Source organism: Sorangiineae bacterium MSr12523 (genome assembly GCA_037157775.1).
GTDB classification, from domain to species: domain Bacteria; phylum Myxococcota_A; class Polyangia; order Polyangiales; family Polyangiaceae; genus Pendulispora; species Pendulispora brunnea.
On record CP089982.1, the window covers coordinates 7983957 to 8007765 of the forward strand.

At 67.4% G+C, this 23809-nt stretch carries 23 protein-coding genes and 1 pseudogene; 9 read left to right on the forward strand and 15 right to left on the reverse strand.

Going from position 1 to position 23809, the window contains the following annotated elements; all coding sequences use genetic code 11:
- From LZC95_31330 to LZC95_31360, 7 genes are all read left to right on the forward strand, one after another.
- Complete coding sequence (locus LZC95_31330; protein ID WXA90935.1) at positions 1-870, forward strand: YicC family protein; 870 nt, start codon at positions 1-3, stop codon at positions 868-870.
- Between the two features lie 27 nt (positions 871-897).
- On the forward strand, positions 898-1512 hold the full coding sequence (gene gmk / locus LZC95_31335; protein ID WXA90936.1) for a guanylate kinase: 615 nt from the start codon (positions 898-900) through the stop codon (positions 1510-1512).
- A gap of 137 nt (positions 1513-1649) precedes the next feature.
- Entirely contained in the window at positions 1650-2564 is a 915-nt protein-coding gene (locus LZC95_31340) for a PfkB family carbohydrate kinase (GenBank protein WXA90937.1), read from the forward strand.
- Complete coding sequence (locus tag LZC95_31345) at positions 2561-3670, forward strand: hypothetical protein (GenBank protein ID WXA90938.1); 1110 nt, start codon at positions 2561-2563, stop codon at positions 3668-3670. The genes LZC95_31340 and LZC95_31345 overlap by 4 nt, the downstream gene beginning before the upstream one ends.
- A 116-nt stretch (positions 3671-3786) precedes the next feature.
- Complete coding sequence (locus LZC95_31350; protein ID WXA90939.1) at positions 3787-7542, forward strand: hypothetical protein; 3756 nt, start codon at positions 3787-3789, stop codon at positions 7540-7542.
- Positions 7543-7580: 38 nt separating this feature from the next.
- Positions 7581-7886, forward strand: coding sequence for a hypothetical protein (locus LZC95_31355; GenBank protein WXA90940.1), 306 nt, complete (start codon positions 7581-7583; stop codon positions 7884-7886).
- A gap of 69 nt (positions 7887-7955) precedes the next feature.
- Complete coding sequence (locus tag LZC95_31360; protein ID WXA90941.1) at positions 7956-9155, forward strand: hypothetical protein; 1200 nt, start codon at positions 7956-7958, stop codon at positions 9153-9155.
- Here LZC95_31360 and hisIE read toward each other — a convergent pair.
- From hisIE to LZC95_31420, 12 genes are all read right to left on the reverse strand, one after another.
- Complete coding sequence (gene hisIE, locus LZC95_31365; protein ID WXA90942.1) at positions 9152-9757, reverse strand: bifunctional phosphoribosyl-AMP cyclohydrolase/phosphoribosyl-ATP diphosphatase HisIE; 606 nt, start codon at positions 9755-9757, stop codon at positions 9152-9154. The two genes, LZC95_31360 and hisIE, sit on opposite strands and share 4 nt — an antisense overlap.
- Positions 9754-10524 carry an imidazole glycerol phosphate synthase subunit HisF gene (hisF, locus tag LZC95_31370; GenBank protein ID WXA90943.1) on the reverse strand — a complete coding sequence of 257 codons (771 nt, stop codon included), beginning with the start codon at positions 10522-10524 and terminating at the stop codon, positions 9754-9756. Before hisF ends, hisIE begins: the two co-directional genes overlap by 4 nt.
- Complete coding sequence (locus LZC95_31375) at positions 10521-11105, reverse strand: imidazoleglycerol-phosphate dehydratase (protein ID WXA90944.1); 585 nt, start codon at positions 11103-11105, stop codon at positions 10521-10523. Before LZC95_31375 ends, hisF begins: the two co-directional genes overlap by 4 nt.
- On the reverse strand, positions 11102-11815 hold the full coding sequence (gene hisA, locus LZC95_31380; protein WXA90945.1) for a 1-(5-phosphoribosyl)-5-[(5-phosphoribosylamino)methylideneamino]imidazole-4-carboxamide isomerase: 714 nt from the start codon (positions 11813-11815) through the stop codon (positions 11102-11104). The genes LZC95_31375 and hisA overlap by 4 nt, the downstream gene beginning before the upstream one ends.
- Positions 11812-12417, reverse strand: coding sequence for an imidazole glycerol phosphate synthase subunit HisH (gene hisH / locus LZC95_31385; protein ID WXA90946.1), 606 nt, complete (start codon positions 12415-12417; stop codon positions 11812-11814). Before hisH ends, hisA begins: the two co-directional genes overlap by 4 nt.
- On the reverse strand, positions 12408-13475 hold the full coding sequence (locus LZC95_31390) for a histidinol-phosphate aminotransferase family protein (protein WXA90947.1): 1068 nt from the start codon (positions 13473-13475) through the stop codon (positions 12408-12410). Before LZC95_31390 ends, hisH begins: the two co-directional genes overlap by 10 nt.
- Positions 13472-14776 (reverse strand): histidinol dehydrogenase, encoded by a 1305-nt coding sequence (gene hisD, locus LZC95_31395; protein ID WXA90948.1) that lies wholly within the window; start codon positions 14774-14776, stop codon positions 13472-13474. Before hisD ends, LZC95_31390 begins: the two co-directional genes overlap by 4 nt.
- On the reverse strand, positions 14773-15642 hold the full coding sequence (gene hisG / locus LZC95_31400) for an ATP phosphoribosyltransferase (protein WXA90949.1): 870 nt from the start codon (positions 15640-15642) through the stop codon (positions 14773-14775). The genes hisD and hisG overlap by 4 nt, the downstream gene beginning before the upstream one ends.
- Positions 15643-15897: 255 nt before the next feature.
- Complete coding sequence (locus tag LZC95_31405; protein WXA90950.1) at positions 15898-17598, reverse strand: hypothetical protein; 1701 nt, start codon at positions 17596-17598, stop codon at positions 15898-15900.
- Positions 17580-18908 (reverse strand): hypothetical protein, encoded by a 1329-nt coding sequence (locus LZC95_31410; protein ID WXA90951.1) that lies wholly within the window; start codon positions 18906-18908, stop codon positions 17580-17582. Before LZC95_31410 ends, LZC95_31405 begins: the two co-directional genes overlap by 19 nt.
- Positions 18905-19414 (reverse strand): Mov34/MPN/PAD-1 family protein, encoded by a 510-nt coding sequence (locus LZC95_31415; protein WXA90952.1) that lies wholly within the window; start codon positions 19412-19414, stop codon positions 18905-18907. The genes LZC95_31410 and LZC95_31415 overlap by 4 nt, the downstream gene beginning before the upstream one ends.
- A gap of 38 nt (positions 19415-19452) precedes the next feature.
- The gene (locus LZC95_31420) at positions 19453-20379 is read right to left on the reverse strand and encodes a cysteine synthase family protein (GenBank protein WXA90953.1); all 927 of its coding nucleotides are present in this window, start codon (positions 20377-20379) and stop codon (positions 19453-19455) included.
- Positions 20380-20431: 52 nt separating this feature from the next.
- On the opposite strand from LZC95_31420, the pseudogene LZC95_31425 reads away from it, so the two are divergent.
- A pseudogene (locus tag LZC95_31425) lies at positions 20432-20617 on the forward strand (general secretion pathway protein GspE).
- Positions 20618-20750: 133 nt separating this feature from the next.
- Here the strand turns inward: LZC95_31425 and LZC95_31430 are convergent.
- From LZC95_31430 to cysK, 3 genes are read right to left on the reverse strand one after another with little or no spacing between them, the layout of a single operon-like run.
- Positions 20751-21029, reverse strand: a complete 279-nt coding sequence (locus LZC95_31430) for a MoaD/ThiS family protein (protein WXA90954.1) — start codon at positions 21027-21029, stop codon at positions 20751-20753.
- 5 nt (positions 21030-21034) lie between these two features.
- Positions 21035-21772 (reverse strand): HesA/MoeB/ThiF family protein, encoded by a 738-nt coding sequence (locus LZC95_31435; GenBank protein ID WXA90955.1) that lies wholly within the window; start codon positions 21770-21772, stop codon positions 21035-21037.
- Complete coding sequence (cysK, locus tag LZC95_31440; protein ID WXA90956.1) at positions 21769-22719, reverse strand: cysteine synthase A; 951 nt, start codon at positions 22717-22719, stop codon at positions 21769-21771. Before cysK ends, LZC95_31435 begins: the two co-directional genes overlap by 4 nt.
- 33 nt (positions 22720-22752) lie before the next feature.
- On the opposite strand from cysK, the gene LZC95_31445 reads away from it, so the two are divergent.
- On the forward strand, positions 22753-23754 hold the full coding sequence (locus LZC95_31445) for a dipeptidase (GenBank protein WXA90957.1): 1002 nt from the start codon (positions 22753-22755) through the stop codon (positions 23752-23754).
- Positions 23755-23809 lie beyond the last annotated feature (55 nt).

Below are 23809 nucleotides of genomic sequence, written 5' to 3' on the forward strand. Positions count from 1 at the left end.
ATGCGAAGCATGACCGGCTTCGGCGCAGGGGATCACCCGCTGGGGGCCGGGCGGCTCGGGGTGGAAATCCGCGCGCTGAATCACCGCTTCCTGGATGTTCGCGTGCGCGTGGCACGCGAGTTGGGGGATCTCGCTGGCTTCGTGGAACAGCTCGCCCGCGAGCGCATGACGCGCGGCCGCTTCGAAGTGACGGTGCGCGTCGACGGCATTGGGCTGGGCCTCACCACGTTGGACCGCGAGCGCGCGAGAAGCGCCTACCGTTCGTTGTGCGAGCTGCGCGATGAAATCGCCCCCGGCACGGAGGTTCCGCTTTCGCTCCTCGGCGCCATTCCGGATCTCTTCGTCTCCTCCGTGGAGCGCGAAATCGACAAGACCAAAGAGGCCACGCGCTTGGCCTTCGACCGCGCCGTCATTTCCCTGGATGAAATGCGCGAGCGCGAGGGCGCTGCTTTGTGCGCCGACTTGGCCAAACGCCTCGACTCGGTGCGGGAGCTCACCTCGACGGTGCGCGTTCGCGCGCCGGATTTGCTGGAGGAGCACCGCAAGCGCCTGCGCGAGCGCACGGACCGACTCCGCGGCACCATGGATCTGCAAATCGACGCGGGCCGCCTGGAGGCGGAAGTGGTGCTGTTCGCCGAGCGGGTGGACATTTCCGAGGAGCTCACGCGGCTCTTGAGCCACTGCGAGCAATTCCTCGCGCTGCTCGATGAGAAATCATGCGGCCGCCGGCTCGATTTCCTCTTGCAGGAAATGGTGCGGGAAGCGAATACGGCGGGCGCCAAGAGTCCCGACGCCCAAATTGCCCACGCGATTGTCGAAATGAAAGCCGAGCTCGAGCGAATGCGCGAGCAGGTTCAAAACGTCGAGTGAAGGTGGAGTGAAGGTAAGAAACACCCCATGTTACCGGATGAATTTTTGCTCCTTATCTTGTCGTCGCCGAGCGGCGCAGGAAAAACCACGCTGGCCCGCAAGCTTCTCGAGACCTTTCCCGATCTGCGATTCAGCGTTTCCCATACGACCCGCAGGCCGCGCGCCAACGAAGTCGATGGTCGCGATTACCACTTCGTCGACCGCCCCGCGTTCGAGCGCCTGGTGGCCGATCACGGGTTCGTCGAGTGGGCGGAAGTGCATGGGAACCTCTATGGGACGTGCCTGCACGAAATCGAGAACGCCAAGGCGGCCGGCTGCACCGGCATGATCTTCGACATCGACTACCAGGGCGCCCGGCAGATCCGCGCCAAGCTGCCCGACGTCACCGGCGTGTTCATTCTTCCGCCATCGATGGCGGAACTCGAGCGCCGCCTGCGCGGGCGCGCCAGCGAGACGGAGGATGTCGTTAAGCGCCGTTTCGAGGCCGCCCGCCTGGAAATCGAGCACTATGCGCTCTTCGACTACGTGCTGGTGAACGACGATTTCGAATCGGCCTTCGCAACCCTGCGCGGTATCGTGCTGGCCGAGCGAGCCCGCCGCACGCGCAAAGCCTACGTGGCGGAGTCGCTCCTGAGGAGCTAGGCTCGCTTCCAGATCTGCTTCCAGCCCACCCACCCCGCAAGTAACACCCCGCACGGGGTTTTCACGAGATAGGACGAAGATACGTGTCAAACGCGCAAAACCACAGAGGTTCTCAGTCGTTGCTCATCGTCGGGTCCATGGCGTTCGACACCCTGGAAATGCCCTACGGTACGTTCGAATACGTGGTCGGTGGGGCCGCAACCTTCTCCTCGATTGCAGCGTCGCTCCTGACCCACGGCGTGCGCATCGTCGGCGTGGTGGGTGACGACTTTCCGCGGGACTATCTGGACTTTCTGCGCAAGCGCGAGATCGACACCTTGGGCGTCGAGCAGGTCGCCGGAAAGAGCTTTTTCTGGCGCGGCCGCTACTCGGCCGACCTCGCGAGCCGCGAGACGTTGGACACGCAGCTCAATGTGTTTGCCAACTTTCAGCCGAAGATCCCCGAGGCGCATCGCTCCACGCCGTACGTGCTGCTCGGCAACATCCACCCGCAGCTCCAGTTGGACGTGCTCGACCAGGTCGAAAAGCCCAAGTTGGTCGCCGCCGACACGATGAACTTCTGGATCTCGGGCGAGTCGGCCACCCTGAACAAGCTTTTGGCCCGCACGGACTTGCTCATCATCAACGACGAAGAGGCGCGCCAGCTTTCCGGTATCGACAACATCGTGCGTGCGGCCGCGGACATTCGGAAGCGCGGGCCGTCGCGGGTCATCATCAAGCGCGGTGAGTTCGGCTCGCTGCTCTTCGACGAAGCGGGCACCTTTTTCTGCCCGGGCTATCCGCTCGAAGAGGTGCGCGATCCCACGGGCGCGGGCGATACGTTCGCGGGCGGCCTCCTCGGCTACGTAACGCGACACGGCGACACGTCGCCGAGCACCCTGCGCCGCGCCATGTTCTACGGCTCGGCCCTTGCCTCCTTCTGTGTGGAGGACGTTGGCACGACGCGCATCGCCAAGGTGACGCGTTCGGAGCTCGACGCACGGATTCAGGCGTTCGCACGCCTCGTCGATTATGGCGGTAGCTTGGCCCTTCCCGCGGAGGAGAGTCGATGAGTAAACAGATGACCAAAATTGGCTTGGCTTTGTTCGGCGCCGTTGGCATCGGCATTCCGGTGCTGGTGGCGGCTTGTTATGATCCGCCCGAGAAGAACAACCAGCAGTCCCAAGGGGGCGACCAGGATGTTCAGTCGGGCAAGTGCGTCTCGACGCCGGGAGGCTACCCTGCGGCGAATTGCGACGACTCGGACAACCTCTGCGAGCAGACGGCCTGTACGACCATCGAGGCCTCGTGCGGTTCCACCGCCACGTGCATGCCCCTTTCGGACAATACGGGCAAGCCGACGATTGATCTGCGCATCCGGAGGCTGAACGTCGTTGCGCCGCCGGCATTGGCGGACAACATCATTCGCGCGACCGTCCTCAGCCCGAACATCGAGATGAACGCGAACGCCTGTGCCGAGCGCGGTTACGGCTCGTTCAACTGGCTCTTCCGCGTGACGAAGGGCGAAGGAACGGGTGCGGGAACGCTGGAGACCGGCGGCGCGCCTCCTTCCACGGATCCGCGCGGCAAGGGGTACTGTTTTTACAACCACTTGGCGGGAGGCATTCAGGTCAACTCCGCCAAGACGAGCGTCACCTTCGACGGCGACACCTTCACGAGCGGCGCGATCGAGAAGCTGAATGTGCCGATCTTCCTCCGTGGCGATGTGAAGAACGTCATCATTTTGCCGCTCTCGGACGTGGTCATTCAGAACGTGACGCTTTCCGAGAACAACAACTGCGTCGGCCGATTCGATCTCAAGGCGCTCGATTCGGCCTGCGACGAGGATCCGTCCGTCTGCACGAAGTGGAAGACGGCCGCGGCGCTCGGCGGGTACATCACCTTGGAAGAAGCCGACAAGGTGGACGTCGTCGACCTGACGCAGAGCCTCTGCGTCGTACTGACCAAAGCCGTCGGCGAGACCGACGACAAGGGCATCAAGCGTTGCCCGCGCGGTACCGACGGCAAACTCAACCTGAGCGACGCCCAGAAGGGCGACTACTGCTCGAACCCGAAGGGCGCCGGCGGCTGCCGTGACAGCTTCTGGCTGACGGCCACGTTCGCCGCCAGCGCCGTGAACATCAACGATGGCGCCGGCGTCGTGGAGTGCAATCCGTAGATTTGTAGGGGTTAGGGATCAGGGGTTAGGGAAGAGACGGTCGTGCTCGTCCCCTGATTTTCTGTCCCTAACCCTAAACCCTAACCCCTAAACCCTCCGCTGCTACAATGCCGCGCATGGGGTGGCGGCGTGCCTTTGGCATTTTGTCGGCGTTGGCCATTGCCTCGTGCGCGGGGGGTGGAGGCTGTAGTGGCTGCGGGGAGCCCATTCCGGGCGGCTTCCCGCGCGAGTCCGTGGTTCTGAACGCCGGGGCGATGCGCCTGACGCGTCCCGGGCTCGACGTGCTCGCCGGCGGCGCGCCGACCATGCTTCGCAGAATCGTGAGCCCAGGAAATGGCGTCTTTGCCATCGAGATCCCGCGGGCGGACACGAGCGGCTCGATCGACCTTCCGTGGCCGCTTCCGGACATCGATTACACGATTCACATTTGCCCCAAGGGCCCGCGCCGCGATGTGGACCCGCCGGAGTGCCTCGGCGAGGTCAACATCGGACAAGCGAAGTTGCACCTCGACGCCTGGGCACCCGACGTGGTGCGCGCGACCGGCACCATCCCGGTGAGGCTGCGTCATTTGCCCGTGCGCATCGAAAACGACGGGCCCAGCCTGGGCACCTTCGGCGTGGGATTGGGCGCGGGCGGTTGCAATGGAGATACGCCCAATTTCGATTACCGAGAATTCCCATTCGAAATGGCCATTCCCTGGGTGGCCGAAACCAATGGGCCACGCGCGGGGTACACGAAGCTCGATTGGAATCGCGCCGTGGTGGACGTCGGCATCACCAAAGGCGACGTGGCGGTTTGCAAGGATTGCGGCGTGGCGACGGAGCTGTGCAATGCCGTGTTCGATTACGCCAAAGATCAGGCGTTCGGTTCCCTCATCGGCGGCGTGAAAGATCAGCTCAAACGAGTCTTGGCTTCGCAGGCGCCGCCGTGGCTAGGCACGGAGCTGCGGGTGAACCTCGCCGGTGCATTGGCCAGCATGTCGCCGGGAACCCGAGGCGGGCTCGATATCGTGTTTGCCGCGGGCGGCGCGGTGGATGTGACGCCCAATTTTCCTCCCGACGACAATCCGTATCCCGGGCATACGCCCAATGGTTTCACCCTGCCGCTCCTCGGGGGCGCCATCGCGGCGCCGGTATCGTCCTGCGTCCCCAAAGTGGATATCCCGGTGCCCGCGGGCATCGCGGCGCCGGATGAATTGCGGCAGGACCTCCCGGGAAATCACCTACAACTGGCCGTGGCGGGGCGTTTTCTCGAATATGCCTTTGGCGGTGCTTACAACAGCGGGCTTCTGTGCCTGGGCGTGTCCACCGAACAGGTGCAGCAGCTCCAGAGCGGGCTTTTGAGCTTGCTCGTGCCGTCGCTCCAGAGGCTTGCCGTCGAGAAGAAGTCCGTGCCGCTGGCACTGACCACGCGCCCGCGGCATCCGCCCGCGGTGAAGGTGGGCGGGGGGACGAATGTCAAAACCGATCCGCTCGTGGCCATCGAGCTGCGCGAGCTCGACGTGGACATGTACATCTGGAGCCTCGACCGGTTCGTGCGCGTCTTCACGTTGACGGCGGACCTGACGATTCCGGTCAACCTGCAGATGGCCAAAGACGTGAAGACTGGGCTTTTGCCGGTACTCGGCGATGTGCGCCTCGCGAACGCCAAGGTGTCGAATGCCGATCTGCTGACCGACGATCCCGCTGGAATCGCGGCGTCGCTGGCGCCCGTGCTGGGCGGGTTCGTGAACCAATTGGCGGGAACGATCGGGCCCATCGATCTCTCGTCGATGGTCGATTCGTTCGGCCTGGCGGTGACCGTGCCCGAGGGCGGGATTCGCAAGCTCTCCAAATCGGGCGATGACTTCGTGGGCATCTTCGCGCAGCTTGCCGTGCCCGGCGTGAGCAACGCCGTGGCGGAAACGGAAGCTCACCTCGTCGAGCGAACGGTGCATCCGGAGGCCATGGGCCTCACGTCCCTGAGCCGAGAAAAGCGCCCGACCTTGCGCGTCGCCCTGTCGTCGCCGCGAGCGATGTCGGCGGTGGAATACAGTTGGTCCATCGATCGGGGCACCCGCAGCGCGTGGTCGCGGGAAACGGACGTCACGGTGGAGTCGGACGATCTGGTCTTTCAGGGCAAGCACACGCTGCGGGTGTGGTCGCGCTACGTGGGGCAGCCCGAGTCGGAGGATCCTACGCCCGCCGGGGTGCCCTTCGTCATCGACACGCTCGCGCCCCGAGTCGAGCTCGCGCGAAACGGCGTCCAGGCATGGGACTTCGTGAGCGAGGACGACGCGCTCGTGGCGCGCTATGAAAAGGGCGGCACGTTCAGCACGTGGATGCCCCTCGCAAAATTGGCAAAGCTCGATTTGCGCGATGCCACGGTCGTGGAGGTTCGTGACGAGGAAGGCAACGTCGGCCGCAGCGCCCCCATCGAGCGGAGCGCAGGCAGTGGCGGAGGCGGCGGGTGCTCCACGGCGGGCGATGCCCGCGGAACGTCCGCGGCGTGGGCGCTGGGCATGCTCATCGCCGTGCTGGCGGCTCGAAGGTACCGCCGGCGCTGGGGGCTCGGCGCCGTGGCCGTCGCCGCCATGACCCACCAAGGCTGCTCGTGCGGCGGCAGCGACGACGGCGAGGGCGCGCGCGACACGGTGGGCTGCGGGCAGGACTGCAAGAGCCCCTGCGAGCCGGCGCTGCCCATGGGCCAGGTGGGCGCGTACACCTCGGTGGCCACCGCCAAGGATGGCACCCTTTGGGTGGCCGGCTACAACGACGGCATCTACAGCGAGAGCCTCGACCACGTGTACGGTGATCTCGTGGTGGGCCGCTACGACGCGGCGAAAGGGCGCGTCGCATGGCAAACCGTGGACGGCGTTCCGGCGCGCACGGATGGCTCGTGCCCTCCTGCGGAGCGAAGCGGCTGGCGCAACGGCGAGACGGAATCGGGCGACAACGTCGGACTCTGGACCAGCCTCGCCCTGGATGCGAACGACCACCCGATGGTCGCGTATTACGATGCAACCCACCGCGCGCTGAAGTTTGCGCTTCTGGACGGTGAAGACTGGTCCGCGTACACGCTGCGCGCAACCCCCGGCGCCGACGTGGGCCGCTACGCGAAGATGATCCTGGCGGAGGGCAAACCCGTCGTGGTGTTTCCGGCCAACGAGAGCGCACGCTCGAGAATCGTGCTGGCAAAAGCCACCGCCGCGAGCCCGCGCAGCGCGGCCGATTGGACCTTCGAGGACATCGCCGTGGAGGACAACGTCCCCGCCGGGCCTGCCGCGACGTACCCGAATGCCATTGGCAATTACCTGCGCATCGCCGCAGGCCCAAACGGCTTGGGCATCGTGGCCTACGATCGCATTCACGCGCGACTGATCGGCCTATCGAAGGCATCGGGCGTGTGGGCTACGTCGGTTCTGGATGAAGGCGGCAACCCCGGGGTCGGCGCCTCCTTGGTCATCACGGCGGACGGCGACTGGCACGTGAGCTACGCCGACGCGCTTCGTGAATCGCTTCGATACGTGCGCCGTGCACCGGGCGGAGATACGGCCCAAGCCGAAGTCGTCGACGATGGCTTCGGCCTCGGGGTGGGCGCCCCGCGTTTCGTGGATGGCCGGCATGCCGTGGGCGACGATTCTTTTCTTCGCATCGACGGCACGCGCATCCAGGTGACCTACCAAGATGCCACCGCGGGCGTGCTTCGCGTGGCCACGGGCACGCCGCTCGAAGCGGGCGGACACACCTGGACGGTGATGGCGGTCGCACAGCCGGGCCGCTTCGCGGGCTTCTTCCCGAGCTTCGCCGGAAAGGGGATCGTCAACTTCTGGCGCCAGCTCGACCCTAACGTCCGCGGCATCGTGGGCGACGTGGCGTGGGTCGCACCTTAAACTTGGCCCGCGCCAAGGAGCATGGGTAAGCCCATTCCATGCGCAACAAAACCGAGATCCTGGGTGAGCTTCGCACGATGCTTCGCGATATCTTCACCGCGAAGGCGGCGGGTGAGACCAATTCTCGCCTCGCCCGTGCGCACGGATACGTCGATGGCTACATGCGCGCGCTCTTGGAGACTGACATTTGCACGCGGAGCGAGCTGGTCGAAATCGTCGACGCCGAGCGCGAGCGCGCCTCCGGCCCTGCGATGATCTTCCGCCGAGCCGTCAGCGATGTGGCACCCGCGCCCTCGGGTGAGGCGGATGCCGAGGCCGAAGGCAACCGCACCGCGGCCGCATAGCCAGACAGCGAGTTTCCGGTAGGGATTTCCACGCTTCAATTGCGGGGCGCAGTAGGCTACACGACGCTTATGCGAGGTGATTCAGACGCGCTCCTTCGGGCCTTCGAGGCGCTTGGCCAGCATGGCCACCTCGAGGATCTGGTAGCGCGAACGCAGAGGATTACGCGCGGCATGGCCTCGGAACGCCGCGCGAGCTTCGAGTCGGATGCCGCAACCGATCGGACCGAGCTCGACCCGAACGCGGCGAAGACGCCGTTCGGGAACGCCTCCGACGTGCTCCAACGCGGCCCGGAGAACGACGACGAGCGCGCCCTCGCATGCGCGCTCTTTGCCCATGCCATCGCCGAGGAGCTGCAGGGCGGCGGGCGCGATGTCGAATCGGACAACCGCCTCGCAGACGACATTTTGTGGCTGGCCACGAACACGCCGTTCGACGCGACCCCACTGCTCGATCGCGCGCTCGGGGAAGAGGTAGCGGGCACCATCTGGACCGCCATCGCCGATCGCGTGCGGCGCGTCGATGCCTACCGGCTGCCCGAGCTTGGGCGGGGCGAAGCGTTGGTGGGGTGCGTGGCGCTCGCCTTTTCCAAGTCCGAGACGGCGGCGCGGCTGGTGGTGTCGCTGGGGCAGGAGCTGCACGATCCGGCACTGCTTCGCATGCTGTCGCCTGCATCGAGCGACACCGTGCCGATGGTTCCCACGGACGGGACGCCTGCGCGCCTCCGGGGCGAGCTCGTGCCGGCGCCGCACGGCTTGGTGGCCACGACGGCGCTGGCGCTGTCGGGCATCTTGTTTCTCATTCACGGCACACGCCTTCTCGCGCGCCTCGCCCTTGCCTACCGGTGCCCGGCCGAGATCGTGCTCTCGCCCGAGAGCGTGCGCGTCGATTCGCGCGTCGAAATGCTGGGGCGCACCCTGCGCGAGAAGTCCACGATCATCGGCCGCGAAGGCCTCGTTCGTGCGGTGCGCGACGTGCGCTACCCGCGCGTGGGCTTCTATGCCGGGCTGCTCGCGTTGGCCTTGGGCACGTACATCGGTGTCTCCACGATGATCGACGGCGTGCGCGCCGCCTCGCCGTCGCTCTTTCTCGTGGGGCTCGTCATCATCGCCGCGGGCGTGGGGCTGGACCTTCTCTTCTCGAGCCTCGTCCCCGGCTCGCAAGGACGTTGCCGCGTCGTGCTCATCCCACGCCGCGGCCCCGCCGTGTGCGTGGGCTCCGTCGACATCGCAACCGCCGACGGGGCCCTCAGCGCCATCGCGAAGTCTTAACGCGCGCGCTTGCGCAGCACCCCGAGAACGTCGTTCCAGCCGACGCCCGCCGCGTGGAGCGCGACCATCAGGTGGTACACGACGTCCGCGGCTTCTTCGGTCGCACCGGCCTTGTTGCCATCGGCCAGTGCCACCACGAGCTCGCTGGTCTCCTCGCCCAGTTTTTTCAGGCGGAGATTGCGATCGCCGAGCAAGCGGCGCGTGTACGAGGGCTTGCCCTCCGCCTTTTCCGGCTCCGCGGCACGTTGTGCGATGACGCGCTCGAGCGTGCGCACCGCATCGGCGTCGGGCTCGCCGAAGCACGTGGTCGATCCCGTGTGGCACGCAGGCCCGGCGGGCTCCACGCGCGCGACGATGGCATCGGCGTCGCAGTCCGAGAGCAACTCCACGACGCGAAGCGTGTTGCCGCTCGTCTCGCCCTTCTTCCAGAGCCCGCGCTTGCGCGAGAAGAAGTGCAGATACCCCGTTTCCACGGTGCGCGAAACCGCCTCGCGATCGGCGAAGGCCACCATGAGCACCGCGCCATCCGCCGCGTCTTGCGCGACCACGGTGACCAACCCGCCGCCTTTGTCGAAGTCGAGCTTCTCCGGATCGAACGTCATGCGCGCACCTCGATTCCCGCGTCGCGGACGACGCTCTTGATGGCCCCCACGGTCGTCTGCCCATCGTGCAAAATGCCCGCGACGAGCGCCGCGTCGGCCCCCGCGTTGGCGAGCGCACTGGCCACGTGCTCTGCGCTTCCCGCGCCGCCCGAGGCCACCACGGGCACGGTCACCGCCTGCACCACGGCGCGCGTGAGATCGAGATCGTACCCGGAGCGAACGCCGTCGCGATCGATCGAGGTGAGCAGGATCTCCCCTGCCCCGAGCTCCACACCGCGCTTGGCCCAGGCAATGGCATCGAGATCCGTTGGCTTGCGGCCGCCGTGGGTAACGACATTGTAGCCCGAGGGAAACGCGTCGTTCTTCCTCGCATCGATGCTCAACACGACACATTGGGCGCCAAATCGCTCCGAGGCGCGCGTGATCAGCTCGGGATCAGCCACCGCCGCCGAGTTGATACCGACTTTGTCCGCGCCCGCACGAAGCGCGCGCTCGAAGTCCTCCACCGTGCGGACACCGCCGCCCATGGTGAGCGGGATGAAGAGCCGCTCCGCCGTGCGGCGCACGACGTCGAACAAGGTGGCCCGCCCCTCGACGGTGGCCGAAACGTCGAGCAGCACGATTTCATCGGCGCCCTCGGCTTCGTAACGCGCCGCCAGTTCGACGGGGCACCCTACGTCGCGCAGGCTTTCGAAGCGCACTCCTTTTTTGACCCTTCCGGCGTCGACGTCCAGACAGACGACCACGCGCCTCAGTTTTGCGCTCACGAATCACCTCCTGCAACGTCCACGATGTCTTCCTCGGTCAGAAGAACCTGCCCTTTGGTGCTGAAAATACCGCCCTCCGTTTCGCTCAGCGCCTGGCGCAGCGCGAGCCCGGTGGCCTTGAAACCGGCCTCGATGATGTGGTGCTTGTCCTTGCCGCGCAGCACGCGCACGTGCAGCGTCGCCTGCAGCGCATCGGCGAAGGAGCGCAGCACGTGCGTGTACAATCGGCTCGGCAGCTTGCCCACGAAGAAGGCACGACCGCCGACGTCGATGACCGACTGCACCAGTGCATCGTCCATCGGAATCGTCTTTTCGCCGTAGCGCGTGGCGCTCTTGGGCGCGATGCTGCGCACGGCGTGGCCCAGTGCCAGCGCCACGTCCTCCATGATGTGGTGCCGCAGATCGCCCTTGGCCCGCAAGGTGAGCTCGAGGCCCGCGTAGCGCGCGAGGGTGGACAGCATATGGTCATAGAACGGCAGCGTGGTGGACACCGAGACGCCGCCGCTCAGCGCTTTTCCGCGGGCAAGGCCGATGCGGATCTCGATTTGCGTTTCTTTGCTCTCGCGAACGATGCGTTTCACTGGCCGTACTCCCGGGCCACGGCGTGCCCGTCCAAGGTGCCCGTGTACAGGGCCATGCCGATGACCGCGCCCGCGCCGCCGGCGGCGCGGATGCGTGCGAGATCGTCCAAGGTGGTGACGCCGCCCGATGCGAAGATCGGTGCACGCGTGACCTGTGCGAGCTCGCGGCAAAGCTCCGCGTCGGCCCCGCCGAGTGCCCCTTCGAGGTGCACGGCCGTCACGAGAATGCCGCCGATGGGCAGCGGATCGAGCTCTTTGGCGAGATCGGTGATGCGAAGCCCGGTGCGGGCTGCCCAGCCGCGGGTGACCACCTCGCGCTCGCGCACATCGGCGGCGATGAGCACGCGCCCGGGAAAGGCCTTCACCACGTCTTCACGGAAGGCGACGTCTTCGATGGCGCGCGTCCCCACGATGACGCGCTCGGCACCGACGTCGAACAGGTGCTGCGCGCGCTCGAGGTTGCGCACGCCGCCGCCGACTTGCACGCGAAGCCCCGATTCGCGAATGAGCCGCTCGATCCAGCCAAGGTTTTCACCCCGCCCGGTGGCAGCATCGAGATCGACGACGTGGAGCCAGGAGAAGCCCATGTCGCGGAAGGCGCGGGCCTGCGACAAGGGATCGTCGATGCGGACGCGCTCGCGTTCGTAATCGCCACCCACGAGTTGAACGCATTTGCCCTCGCGCAGGTCTACCGCCGGTAGCGCGATCACGACGTGAGCTCCCGCGCGATGGCACCAAGAAGGGCCAGGCCGTCCGACGAGCTTTTCTCCGGGTGGAACTGGCAGCCGCCCACGCGCCCTTTTTTGACGATGGCCGCAAAGCTATCGCCCTCGAGGTCCGTGGTGGCCAGCACGACGCTCGGGTCCTCGGGCCTGCACGCAAACGAGTGCGCGTAGTACACGCCGCGCACGCCACGGGCAACCCACGCGGGTGCATTGGCCGCGGGGCGAATGGGGCTCCAGCCCATGTGCGGGGCCCGCGCGGTGGTGAGGCGGGTGACCCGCCCGCCGAAGATGGAGAGCCCTTCCCCGGGCCCTTCGTCGCTCGCGTCGAACATGAGCTGCATGCCGATGCAGATACCGAGGCACGGAAGCCCGCCGTCGATGGCCGCTCGCACCTTCGCGCGTGCGGGGGCGAGCTGCGCGGCCGCGGCCGAGAAGGCGCCGACGCCGGGCAGAACGAGAAGATCCGTCTGCAGGGCGCGTGCGGCATCGGTCTCCACGGAGACGGTCGACCCGGGAACGACCTGGGCGAGAGCCTTGCCCAGCGAATGCAGATTGCCGATGCCCAAATCGAGCAGCGTTACACGCACGACAGCACCTCCTCGAACGACGGGAGCGCACGCTCCATGATTTCCCACGGTCCGACCGAAATGCGAACCGCGTCACCGAAGCCGGGCAGCTTGGGAAACGGCCGCACGGCCACGCCGCGCTCGCGCAGCGCTTTGGTCTGGGCGGCCGCGTCTTTCACCGGAACCAGGACGAAGTTGGCGTCGGATGGAATGGGCTTCAGGCCGAGCCGCTCCAGGAAGGGCATGAAGCGGGCGCGCGCATCGAGCACCTCGCGAATGCCGCCTTCGACCCAGGCCGCGTCATTCTCGAGCGCCGACACCGTGACCCGCTCCGCGAGCTGGGTGACTTTGTAGGGCCCGCGCGAAACCTCCACGGCGGCGACCAACTCGGGCGCACCGATCGCATACCCCACGCGCGCACCGGCCAGGCCAAAGGCCTTGGAGAAGGTGCGAATGACCAGAAGCCGCCCCGCATCTTTGGCGCGCCGCACGAACGAACCGCCGCAATATTCGATGTATGCCTCGTCGAGGAGCACGACCCCCTCGGCCTCGGCCACGATGCGTTCGATGGCCTCCGCCGATGCGCGTGTGCCCGTCGGGTTGTTCGGGGAGCACACGTAGGTGATGCACGCGCGTTGCGCGAGCAGGGCGTCGGCGTCCACGTCCCACCCGCGCTCGGGGCCCAGAAGCGGTACCGGCCGCAGCGCGAGATCGTTCACCTGGCCACAGTAAGGAATCATGACGAAGGTGGGATCCGGGTACGCGATGGCGCCGCCCGGCTGGGCGAAGGCGCGGATGGCCGAATCGAGAACGTCGTCGCTTCCGCAACCGGTGACAATTTCGTCCGTGCCCACGCCGAGGTGCGCGGAAATGGCGCGCTTCAAGTCGGCCGCGTAGTGATTCGGGTAACGCGCGAAAAGCTCGATGTTCGCCTCGGGCACCAAGGTGCGCGCACTCGGCGGGGCGCCACGCTGGTTCGTGTTGTCGGACAGGTCGATCGCGCAGGGCTCACGGTTCGACGAGTAGAGCTTCATCGCGGCGATGCCCGGCCGCACGACCTCGGAATACGGGCGGCTCATTTGGCGCCTCCAAAAGCTGCAGCGGCGGCCGCGTGGTTGCGCAGGCCCTCGGCCTCGGCGAGAACGGCCACGTCACCGGCCATGCGTGCGGCCGCCTCGCGGGTGACGGTTTGGTACGTGGTGAAGCGCACGAAATCCAGGGTGGAAAGCCCCGAGAAGCTGCGCCCGGCGCCCGCGGTGGGAAGCACGTGGTTGGCGCCGGTCATGTAGTCGCCAAAAGCCACCGAGGATCCATCGCCGAGAAATACCGTGCCCGCGTGGCGGACTTTCGCCAGTGCGGCCTGGGGCTCTCGAACCAAGAGCATCAAGTGCTCGGCCGCGTAATCCGCCGCGAAGGGCCACGCCTCCTCGAGCGACTCGATGGAGAGCACCGCACCGCGCGACCCCAGGGAGGCCGAGACCACCTCGCCGCGATCGACCACGACGCGGGTGAGCGCCTCCGTCACCTGCGCCGCAAGCCCGTCGCCGACGACGAGGGCGACGCAGCTCGCCTCGGGATCGTGCTCGGCCTGCGCCGCGAGCTCGCGGGCGACATGCTCGGGGTTCGCGGTGTCGTCGCCAATGACCAGAATCTCGCTCGGGCCCGCCGGCGCGTCGATGCCGACGTTGCCCGCGATCTGCCGCTTGGCTTCCGCGACGTACGCGTTGCCCGGGCCCACGATGCGGTCCACGCGCGGCACCGTTTCGGTCCCGAAGGCCAGCGCGGCAATCGCTTGCGCGCCGCCGATGGCAAACACGCGGGTCGCTCCGCCAATGGCAGCCGCCGCCAGCACCACTTGCGACGGAAGGCCATTTTTACCCGGCGGCGAGCAGACGACAATCTCGGGAACGCCGGCCACGCGCGCGGGAACCACGCCCATGAGCACGCTGCTCGGGTATGCGGCGCGTCCACCCGGTGCGTACACCCCGACGGCGGCCAGCGGATCGGGACGGCGGCCCACGAGGATGCCCGGCTCGCTCTCGATTTCGATGACCCGCGGAATGAATGCACCATGCACGGTTTCAAGGTTGGCCCGCGTTCGCTCGAGCGCACGGCGCACGTCGGGATCGAGTCCGTCGCGCGCTTCCTCCAGCGCCTCGCGGGGCACCTCGAGCTTCGTCAGATCGGCCCGATCGAGCTCGCGCGCGAGGGCCACGAGCGCGGCATCGCCCTCGTTTTTGACGCGGGCGAGGATCTGGCCCACCACCTTGGTGACGGCGACGTCCTCCTGGGCGCGGGCGCGCTCGACGATTTCGCGGCGTGCGGCCGCGGGGAGAGATCTCAGTGGGCCGGTGAATCGAACGGTAAGCGGATTGCTCATGGTACGAGCCTCTCGATGCGTGTGACGAGGATGCCTTGGCAGCCGAGTCCCTTCAGCCGCGACACGATACGGTACACTTGATTTTCCGGCACGACGGCGTGCACGGCGACGAAGTCCGCGTTGCCACCGCGCACCTCGATGATGGTCGGCCCCGAGATGCCCGGGAGCACGTCGCGCACGCTGTCGAGGCGGTCACGCGGTACGTTGGCCATGAGGTAACGCTGCTCGCGCGCACGAACGACGCTGGAGAGCGCCAGCGCGAGATCGTCCAGGGCGGCGGCCACTTCCTCGGACAACTCCGCGCGCGGGCGCGCAATCAGGCGGGCCGACGACTCGAGCACGGTGCCTGCCTCGAGCAGCCCGTTCACGCGCAGGGTGCTGCCGGTGGACACGAGATCGACGATCGCGTCGGCAATGCCGAGGTGCGGTGCGACCTCGGCGGCGCCGCTCACGGGAACCAATTGAACGGTGCGCTGCCGCTCGCGAAAGAAGCGCTCCGCGAGACGCGGGAACGAGGTGGCCACGCGCGCGCCGTCGGGAATTTCGTCGAGCGTCGACGGCCCACCCGGACGCGGGTGCAAGGCCACGACGAGGCGGCAGCGCCCGATCTTGAGGTCGACCAACGAGTCGAGCTCGCGCCCCGATTCGCCGACGCAGTCCCAACCGGTGATGCCCGCGTCGGCCGCACCATCGGCGACGAACTCGGGAATGTCCTGGGCCCGGACGAACAGCGCGGAAAACTCGTCGCCCATGGAGGCGACCAACGCGCGCTCATTGCCCGCGCGCACCTTCAATCCGGCATCGCGCAAGACGTCGCGGATGTCTTCGACGAGACGTCCCTTGTTCGGTAGTGCAATCTTCAGCATCACGAATCCTCCAGAAAAACCACGTTTCGAGGGCCACACCTGCGGGAGGGGCCGGCTTCGACAGGTCTTTCGAGGTTCGCGCTCTCCGGAAACTAGAACCGGAGCTTGCGACTCGTACCGGGGTGCGCTGACCCGTCCAACCGAAGCGCACCACGGCACCGATGGTGGTGGTGATGATGGTGGACGGTGTGATGGCAGCGCGACACGACGGGATGCATTATGGCCGATGACGCGTTCCCGTCAAGACGATCGCCTTTATTTCAGCCGCTCGCCGATGATCGCGTCCGGTTTCCCCGCGGTCCCGCGGATCTCCACGCGAAGCGATCGCGGCGTGGCGGCGCTGGCGCAGGCTCGCGCGGAAGCCCCCTTCTCACCGGCCGCGCGATCGAGCTCCTCGGAGGTCCCGCCGTCGAAAAGGCGAAGCTCCACCCCGGCGCCCTCGCCTTCGATGCCAACGGCCACCCGCAAACATTGCCCCGCACCGGCAGTGACCGCGTACACGGTCCGCTTCGCGGGGTCGAGCGTCACCTGCTTCACGGACGTGGCGAACCCTTCGTGCATCAGGTTCTCCCCCGTGGCCGCGCGCGCAAGCATCCGGGTCGCCGCCAAAGGCTTCGTGGCAAACAGCGCATGTTGCCACCGCTCGGGCCGCACCATCACGGTGAATGGCCCCGGACGGCCGCGCGTCTCCAGCTCGATCTGGGCTTTCGCGCGGCCGCACACGAAGAGCGCCGCCCCGCCGGTGCCTTCCCCGCTCGCGAGAAGCACGCCGTTCGTGTCCCAGATGTTCGCATCGATCAGCGCGAGGGGTGCGCCTCCGACGACGTCCACCCGCGCACAGCCCGAAGCCCCGCCGGGAAGGTCGAGCGGCAGGGTCACCCGCCGACCCAGCACCAGCTGGCCATTTTTCACCGAGGACGGTGCGCCGTACCCTCCGCGCGCCAACTCGGCATTGCGCGCGGCGCGGGCCGCATCCAGCGGCAGCGGCGAGGCGGTCCACACTGCCGAGGCCCGCCCGGCGAACTCACGCCCGCCATCGCCCCGCGTGCGGCCCAACACGATGGCCGCGAGGCCCGTTCCCACGTGCGGCCGCAGGGTGAGCACGCCTTCGAACGCGATGGGCGAGCACAAAACGAAGCTCGGTTCCTTCAGGCCCTCGTGGGCACGGGCCACCACGCGGCCGGCATCGTCGAGCGCCTCCACCTCGACGAGGGCCACGTCTTCGTCCGGGAGCACGAGGACGTCGATGCATTGATTGGCCTCCATCGGAAAGGCGACGTTGGCCGGCGCGCGCGCATCCACGCGCACCGCCACCCGGCGAAAGTCTTCCCACGTTCCGCCGATGGCCTGCCGGTGGGCGCGCAGCCGATCGTCCAGGCCTGGCCACGCTTCCGCGGCGCGCGTTCCGTCGCCATGGCTTCCGCGCGCCGCGAATGCCCGCGAGATTTCCCCGGCGCGCGCCACCGGAACGATATGCGCCGCGATGCCCACGAGCCCTTCTCCATTGGCCACGTGCGCCGCGATGTACATCCGCTCCGGGTGCGGCGGGCAGACCATGATCGTGGGGTGCGCATCGGGCGCCTGGTCGGCGGCGATGGGGTTGCCCTCCTCGGCGAAGGCCACGATGTCGAGATCGTCGATGGTCGTCGAGCCGCGCGCGTAGGCGAGCAGGCACGCGTTCTCCGGTGCCTCGAAGAAGCCGCCGATGCGTTCGCCCTCGACCTGCTCGCCCGCGCTGAGCATGGCCAGCGGCCCGGCGCCCAACCGCACCGCGCGCGCGGGAAGATCGCCCAAGATGATGCGCGCATCGAGCTCCCCCAGCACGATGCGCGGCGCCCCCGGCGGCGTCGTCGCCCGCCTCGGTGCCGCGGCTTGCGAGCCCGATGCGCACGCGAAAAGGCTGAACGCGCACAGCAAAAAGAGAATGCGAAGCACGGTCATCGCGGTAGCTCCCATGCGCCGCTCTCCACGCGGTAAAGTGCGAGGCCCCACGCCATGCGGATGCCGCGTGCCTCCACCTCGAGCCGGCCGCGCGTGCGCTCGTGCGTGCAGAATGCAACCACCCCGGAGTTGTCGTTGTGGCCTCGTTCGTCCGCCGACTCGTTGCCGCCAATGATCGCGCGAAGCCCGACGCCGCGCGCATTGCCGAAGGCCACCGCGACCACGGCGACGTAGCAGGCACCCGCCTCCAGCTCGACGGGCACCGGCGTGACCCCCGAGGCGCCTTGCACCACGAGCACGGGCGCGCGATCCTTCGGCGAGAGCCGGCGCGCGAGCAGCGCGGCCGCCATTTTCGCGCGCGCGTCGGGGCCCCAGATCCGCGGCAATCCCTCGGGGATGGGCCATGTCGCGTGCATGCCCACGATGGTCGCACGCGGACCGGCGCCCACGAAGACGACGTTGCCCGAGGTGGGGCCGCCCACGCACGCATCGAGGCGCGCGTCGGCCGTGTCCGTGCGATCGCGGGCCAAAAGCCTATCGTCGTCACCATCGCGCAATTCGGCGTCGAGGTCGAAGCGGAAGCGACGCCCGCCCCTCCGCTCGGAGCCGGAGGTCGTGCGCGGCGAGGTCGGAGGCTCCGCGGCGAATAGCTCGATCCGGTGGCAGCCCGCCTCGAGCTCCATCTCACCGACGCCGCTGCCGTCGTCGGCGGACTCCCACCCGGTGCGCTTTTCCACCGTGCCGCCATCGGCACGGGCGCGCGCTTCGGCCACGTCGACCCGCTTTCCAATCGGCGGAAGCGGCGGAAAGGTGCCCGGCTCCTGCGTCGGCGGAAGCACGCCGCCCGTGCGCTCCGGAAACACGGTGCGCAGCGACGGAAGCGGCGCCTTCGATCGCGCGACCACGACCTCCACCGCACCGCGCCCCGCATCGCCCGTGAGGATCACACGCTCGACCGGAGCGCCCGAACAGCGCACCAGCTCGAGCAGGCCGGCCATGCTGGCCGATTTGCCAATGAGGTCATCGCCCGAGTCGCCTTTGCCCTGGGCGATTTGCGCGTGAAAGCTCACGCCGCGGGCGCCGATGAAGCCAATGGTCGTGCACCGCGCCGATCCGGGGGTGGGCGGGATGCGAATCGTGACGGTGTCCCCCTCGAAGAGAAACCGCGGCGACGTGTCCACCAGAACGGCACCGGCGTTGCGCCACTCCAGGCGTGCCCGCGCCGCCACCTCCCGAAGATCCGCGCGCGCCGTAGTCGTCCCCACGCCCATGCCGAGCAGCAGGGCCGATGCAACGACAAGGGACGGGGCGCGCCGGGGGTTCACCCCCTGACCGTGTACGTGGAAGCCACGAACGTCTTCGATGCCGGATCCCAGATGAAGAGCTTCGCGTCGTCGATCTCTCCGTTGCGGACACTCGTGACCAGGTAGGCCAAGTCGTACGTCGGGCTATCGCCACCCATGGTGGCCGCCTGCGCATCCGTCTCGGAGAAGTAGGCGCCCACGTCGAGGTGCGAATGGTAGAGCACCTTCGCCGGTACCCCTTGCGTCTTGCCCTCGCGCACCGCGCGCTCGAACTTCATCGGGTCGATATCGAAATACATGCGGCCCGTGCGCGGGTACGTCTCGGGATCCAGCTTGTGCAACTTGTTGGCTCGATTTTCCATGCGCAGCCCGCGCCCGACGACGAGCGGTTCGCCGGCGGGGCCAAAGAGCAGTCCGCAGCTTTCCTCGTCACGCGCGTACGACTCGCGTGCGTGCGCGAACACGTCGTCCAATATCGCTTTATCGATGACCAAATTGCCGTTTACCCACGGGGTCTCGTCCGCCATCTCGGCTGCTCGCTTTCTCGTTTCTCGTTTTTCCCGCTCTACCAGATGTAACGTTTTTCCCACTTCAGGGGCGCGAAATACCGGTCGCCGCGATCGGCCACGATGGCCACGACGCAGCCCGTTTTGCCTTGGGCCGCGAGCTCCTCCGCGACCTGCACCGCCACGTGCACATTGGCGCCGGACGAATGCCCCACGTGAAGACCTTCTTCGCGCGCCAGGCGATCGGACATGTCCCAGCCCGCCTCGGTCGAGCAGGGGCGGGTCTCGTCGGGAACTTTGGCATCGAAAATGGGCGGCACGATGCTGCTGGGGAGATGCTTGAGTCCCTCCAGGCCATGCAGCGCGTCGTCGGGCTCCACCGCGATGCAGCGGATGGGCCGCGTGTGCTCTTTGAGGCGGCGCGTCGTGCCCATCATCGTGCCGGTCGTGCCCAACCCGGCGACGAAGTGCGTGATGCGGTCGCCCACCGCCTCCAAAATTTCCCGCCCCGTCCCGTGGTAGTGCGCCAGCGGATTCGAGGCGTTCGCATATTGGTCGGGATAGAAATACCGCTCTTTTTCCCGCTCGACGATCTCGCGCACCAGGCGAATCGCCCCGTCGGAGCCCTCCAGCGGGTCGGAATAGATGATTTCCGTTCCAAAGGCCTCCGCAATGTCTTTGCGCGCCTTGGAGACGTTGGAGGGCATCACCAAGTGGACGCGCACGCCGAGTGCAGCGCCAAAAATGGAATACGCCACGCCGGTATTCCCACTCGTGGAGTCGATGAGAATCTTGTCCTTGGTGAGCCGTCCATCCGCGAGCGCATCGCGCATCATGCGCAGCGCGGGCCGGTCTTTCACGCTCCCGCCGGGGTTGGCGAATTCCAACTTCGCATAGACCTCCACCCCAGGCGGCGCCACGTTTCGCAAACGCAAAAGCGGTGTATTGCCCACCGCATCCACCACCGATTCAATCCGCCGGCTCAAGTTCCCTCCACCGCCGCCCGCATCTTCAAAAGTGCCCGCCTCGCCCCTGCTGCCACCTCGGCCGGTCCTTCCGCCAACTCTTCCCGCTCCCGATCCCGCTCCCCCTCCCGAGGCTCTCTCGTCTTCGGGAGCGGGATCGGGATCGGGGAGAGAGAGACGTTGGTTTCCGGATTCAACCCCCGCGCCGCCGCCGCAATCCCCTCGTCCTCCACCTCCACCGAAGCGCCCGCCCCAACCAAATAGAGCGCCTCGACACGGGCCGCCAAATCATTGCCGGCGACGTGCGCCCGGAGGCCACCGAGGCGCGCTTGCCCCGATGGCCCCACGTCCGCAAGCCGCACTTGCCTCGTGTAACGAAGCGCGGCCACCGTTCAACCGCCCGCGATGGCCGGAACGATGCTGACTTCCTCGCCCGCCTTCACGCCGGTCTTGAGCCCCTCGAGGAAGCGCACGTCCTCTTCGCCGAGGTACACGTTGATGAAACGGCGAATCCCTTTTTCGTCGAGCAGACGCGCTTTGACGCCGGGGTGACGCGTTTCGAGGTCGTCGAAGAGCTCTCCGATCGTCGTACCGACGGCGGTGACTTCCTCTTTGCCCCCGGTGAGGTTACGCAACGACGCCGGAACCCGAATCGTGATCTCCTGTGCCATTTCTTTCATCCTTCCATGCAAACGTCCGCCACGTAGCGGCCGCGATCGATCTCACGGATCTCGTTTTTGCCGCAAAGTACACACCCCGCACGCCGCCCGATGCGGCGGCGGCGCACCATCTTCTCTTCGGTCGCCTTCCCGTCGACGGTGACCAATTCGCCGCTCACGTCCCGCCCATCGAGGAGCGAGAGTGCCAGGTCGGCTTGAAACGCGCCCACCAGGCCGACGACCGGCGCCATGACGCCCGCCTCCGCGCAGTTGGGAACGTTGTCGCGCGGCAGGTCCTCGAACAAGCACCGGTAGCACGGCGCCCCGCTCGCGCTCACCGCGAGTGCAGTTCCGACCCAGCGTACCGCGGCCCCGTGAACGACGGGCCGCTCGGCGAGCTTGCATGCATCGGCCGTGAGAAACTTGGTCGGGAAATTGTCGCTTCCCTCCACCACGACGTCGTAGCGCGACACCAGGTCGACTGCGTTGTGCGGCAGAAGGCGCGTCTCGTGCGCCTCGATGTGCACCCGCGGAAAAAGCTCCTTCAGCATGGCCTCGGCGGCCGCAATCTTCGGCTTGCCCACGTCCGCATCGCGAAAGAGGATCTGCCGGTGCAAATTCGTCCGCTCGACGCGGTCCTCGTCCAAGAGCCCCAAGGTCCCCACGCCCGCCTTGGCCAGCGCCAGGCACAAAGGAGCACCGAGCCCACCGATGCCCACGACCAGCACGCGCGCTTCGTTCCTGGGCTTCGTCATGACGCTGCGAAGTACTCCGCGAGGCTGAAGTAGCGCTCGCCTGTGTCGAAAAGCATGGTCACCACGTTCTTATGGGGCCCGAGCGCCCGCGCGACATCCAGCGCCGCGAAGACCGTCGCCCCCGAGCTGATGCCCACGAGCAAACCTTCACGCTTGGCCAAATCCGTCTTCGTGCTCCACGCATCGGCGTCCGCCACCGTCCGCACTTGGTCCACCACGCTGGGATCGTAGTTGCGCGGCACGAAACCTGGGGCCAGGCCCTGAATCTTCGTCGGGCCGCGTTCCCCACGGGACAGCGTCGCGCACGCTTCCGGTTCCACCGCCACGATGAGGGGTCCGCCCTCGGCGTGCGTTCCGAACTGCTCGCGAAGCACCCGCCCCACCCCCGTGATCGTCCCGCCGGTGCCCACGCCTGCCACGAACGCGTCGATGCGAAGCCCCTCCATGGCCTCCACGATCTCGCGCGCCGTCGTCCGCCCGTGCACCGCGGGGTTCGCGGGATTGTCGAACTGCTGCGGCAAAAACGCGCCCGGCGTGCTCTCGGCAATCTCGCGCGCCTTGGCGATGGCGCCCTCCATCTGCTGCTCCTCGGGCGTCAGCACGATTTGCACCCCATAGGCCTGCAGCAGCTGCCTCCTCTCCAGGCTCATGCTCGCCGGCATGGTCAAGATGCAGCGGTAGCCTTTGACGGCGCACACGAGCGCGAGCCCGATGCCGGTGTTGCCGCTCGTGGGCTCCACCACCACCCCACCCGGGCGCAGCAGCCCCTGTGCCTCGGCCGCCTCGACCATGGCCAGGCAAATGCGGTCTTTCACCGAGCCGGCCGGGTTCGCCTGCTCCATCTTGGCCCACACGTCCGCCCGCGGGGAATTTGCGCCCAAATGGCGCACGCGCACCAGCGGGGTGTCTCCGACGAGCTGGAGGAGGTCGTTCGCAATAACGGACATCGCGTATGGCAGAGTATCATGCACCGACCTGCCATGACCGTCTCTGATGAAGCGAAAGCGGTCCACTCCGCCTACCCCGCCGTGGACCTTCACGCCGACACCCTCATGTGGACGCGCTGGCTTGGTTACGACCTTCACACGCGCCACACGCCGCCCTTGCCGCTGGCGGCCTTCGGCGGTCACGTGGACATCCCGCGCATGCGCGAAGGCGGCATGTCGGCCCAGTTTTTCGGCCTGGTCTCGCTGCCGCTGCGCGAGAAAGGCGCCGGGCTCGGACGCGCGGTCGACGAGCAGATCGACGCGCTCCACGAGGCCATCGAACGCCGCCCCGGGGCCCTGCGCTTGGTGAAGCACGCCGATGAAATCCTGGCCTGCGACCGCGAAGGCCGCATCTCCGCGTTGCTCGGCATCGAGGGCGCGCACGCGCTCGAAGGCAACCTGGACCGGATCGACCACTTTGCCCGGCGGGGCGTGCGCTACCTCGGCCTGCTTCATTTCAGCGCCAACGAGGCCGGTTTTCCCGCCTACGGGCGCGGACGCCGCGACGAACGGGGTCTCACGCCATGGGGACGCGAGCTGGTCGCACGCTGCGAGGCCGCGTCGGTGCTCGTCGACCTCGCGCACATCAACCGGCAAGGCTTTCTCGATGCCTGCGAGTTGGCCACCCGCCCGCCCATCGTCAGCCACACCGGCGTCCTCGGCGCCTTCGAGCATTGGCGCAACATCGGCGACGACCAGCTCCGCGCCGTCGCCGACAAGGGCGGCTGCGTGGGCGTCATCTTCTGTCCGCGCTACGTCGGCGGCGATGGACTCGGGCCGGTGGTGAAGCATCTGCTGCACATCCTCGATGTCGTCGGCGAGGACGTGCCGGCGCTCGGAAGCGACTGGGATGGCTTCATCGTCCCCACATCCCCGCTCAAAGACCCGACGGGGCTGCCTCGACTTACCGAAGCGCTGCTCGCGGCCAAGGTCCCCGAGCGCGTGATCGGCAAAATCCTGCGGCTCAATGTCCTGCGCGTTCTCGGCGAGGCGTAAAATCCAGCCCCGGAACCAGAAGCGAACTGGAGCGGCACGGCGAGCCGTGGCACGC

What these genes read in the sequence shown, in the direction of transcription:
- LZC95_31330 (WXA90935.1), top strand. Translation starts at nt 1, where the DNA reads ATGCGAAGCATGACCGGCTTCGGCGCAGGGGATCACCCGCTGGGGGCC.
- LZC95_31355 (WXA90940.1), top strand. Translation starts at nt 7,581, where the DNA reads ATGCGCAACAAAACCGAGATCCTGGGTGAGCTTCGCACGATGCTTCGC.
- LZC95_31340 (WXA90937.1), top strand. Translation starts at nt 1,650, where the DNA reads ATGGCGTTCGACACCCTGGAAATGCCCTACGGTACGTTCGAATACGTG.
- LZC95_31415 (WXA90952.1), bottom strand. Translation starts at nt 19,414, where the DNA reads ATGGCGGACGAGACCCCGTGGGTAAACGGCAATTTGGTCATCGATAAA.
- LZC95_31435 (WXA90955.1), bottom strand. Translation starts at nt 21,772, where the DNA reads ATGACGAAGCCCAGGAACGAAGCGCGCGTGCTGGTCGTGGGCATCGGT.
- LZC95_31360 (WXA90941.1), top strand. Translation starts at nt 7,956, where the DNA reads ATGCGAGGTGATTCAGACGCGCTCCTTCGGGCCTTCGAGGCGCTTGGC.
- gmk (WXA90936.1), top strand. Translation starts at nt 898, where the DNA reads ATGTTACCGGATGAATTTTTGCTCCTTATCTTGTCGTCGCCGAGCGGC.
- LZC95_31445 (WXA90957.1), top strand. Translation starts at nt 22,753, where the DNA reads ATGACCGTCTCTGATGAAGCGAAAGCGGTCCACTCCGCCTACCCCGCC.
- LZC95_31345 (WXA90938.1), top strand. Translation starts at nt 2,561, where the DNA reads ATGAGTAAACAGATGACCAAAATTGGCTTGGCTTTGTTCGGCGCCGTT.
- LZC95_31390 (WXA90947.1), bottom strand. Translation starts at nt 13,475, where the DNA reads ATGAGCCGCCCGTATTCCGAGGTCGTGCGGCCGGGCATCGCCGCGATG.
- hisIE (WXA90942.1), bottom strand. Translation starts at nt 9,757, where the DNA reads ATGACGTTCGATCCGGAGAAGCTCGACTTCGACAAAGGCGGCGGGTTG.
- cysK (WXA90956.1), bottom strand. Translation starts at nt 22,719, where the DNA reads ATGTCCGTTATTGCGAACGACCTCCTCCAGCTCGTCGGAGACACCCCG.
- hisD (WXA90948.1), bottom strand. Translation starts at nt 14,776, where the DNA reads ATGAGCAATCCGCTTACCGTTCGATTCACCGGCCCACTGAGATCTCTC.
- LZC95_31350 (WXA90939.1), top strand. Translation starts at nt 3,787, where the DNA reads ATGGGGTGGCGGCGTGCCTTTGGCATTTTGTCGGCGTTGGCCATTGCC.
- hisG (WXA90949.1), bottom strand. Translation starts at nt 15,642, where the DNA reads ATGCTGAAGATTGCACTACCGAACAAGGGACGTCTCGTCGAAGACATC.
- LZC95_31405 (WXA90950.1), bottom strand. Translation starts at nt 17,598, where the DNA reads ATGGGAGCTACCGCGATGACCGTGCTTCGCATTCTCTTTTTGCTGTGC.
- LZC95_31430 (WXA90954.1), bottom strand. Translation starts at nt 21,029, where the DNA reads ATGGCACAGGAGATCACGATTCGGGTTCCGGCGTCGTTGCGTAACCTC.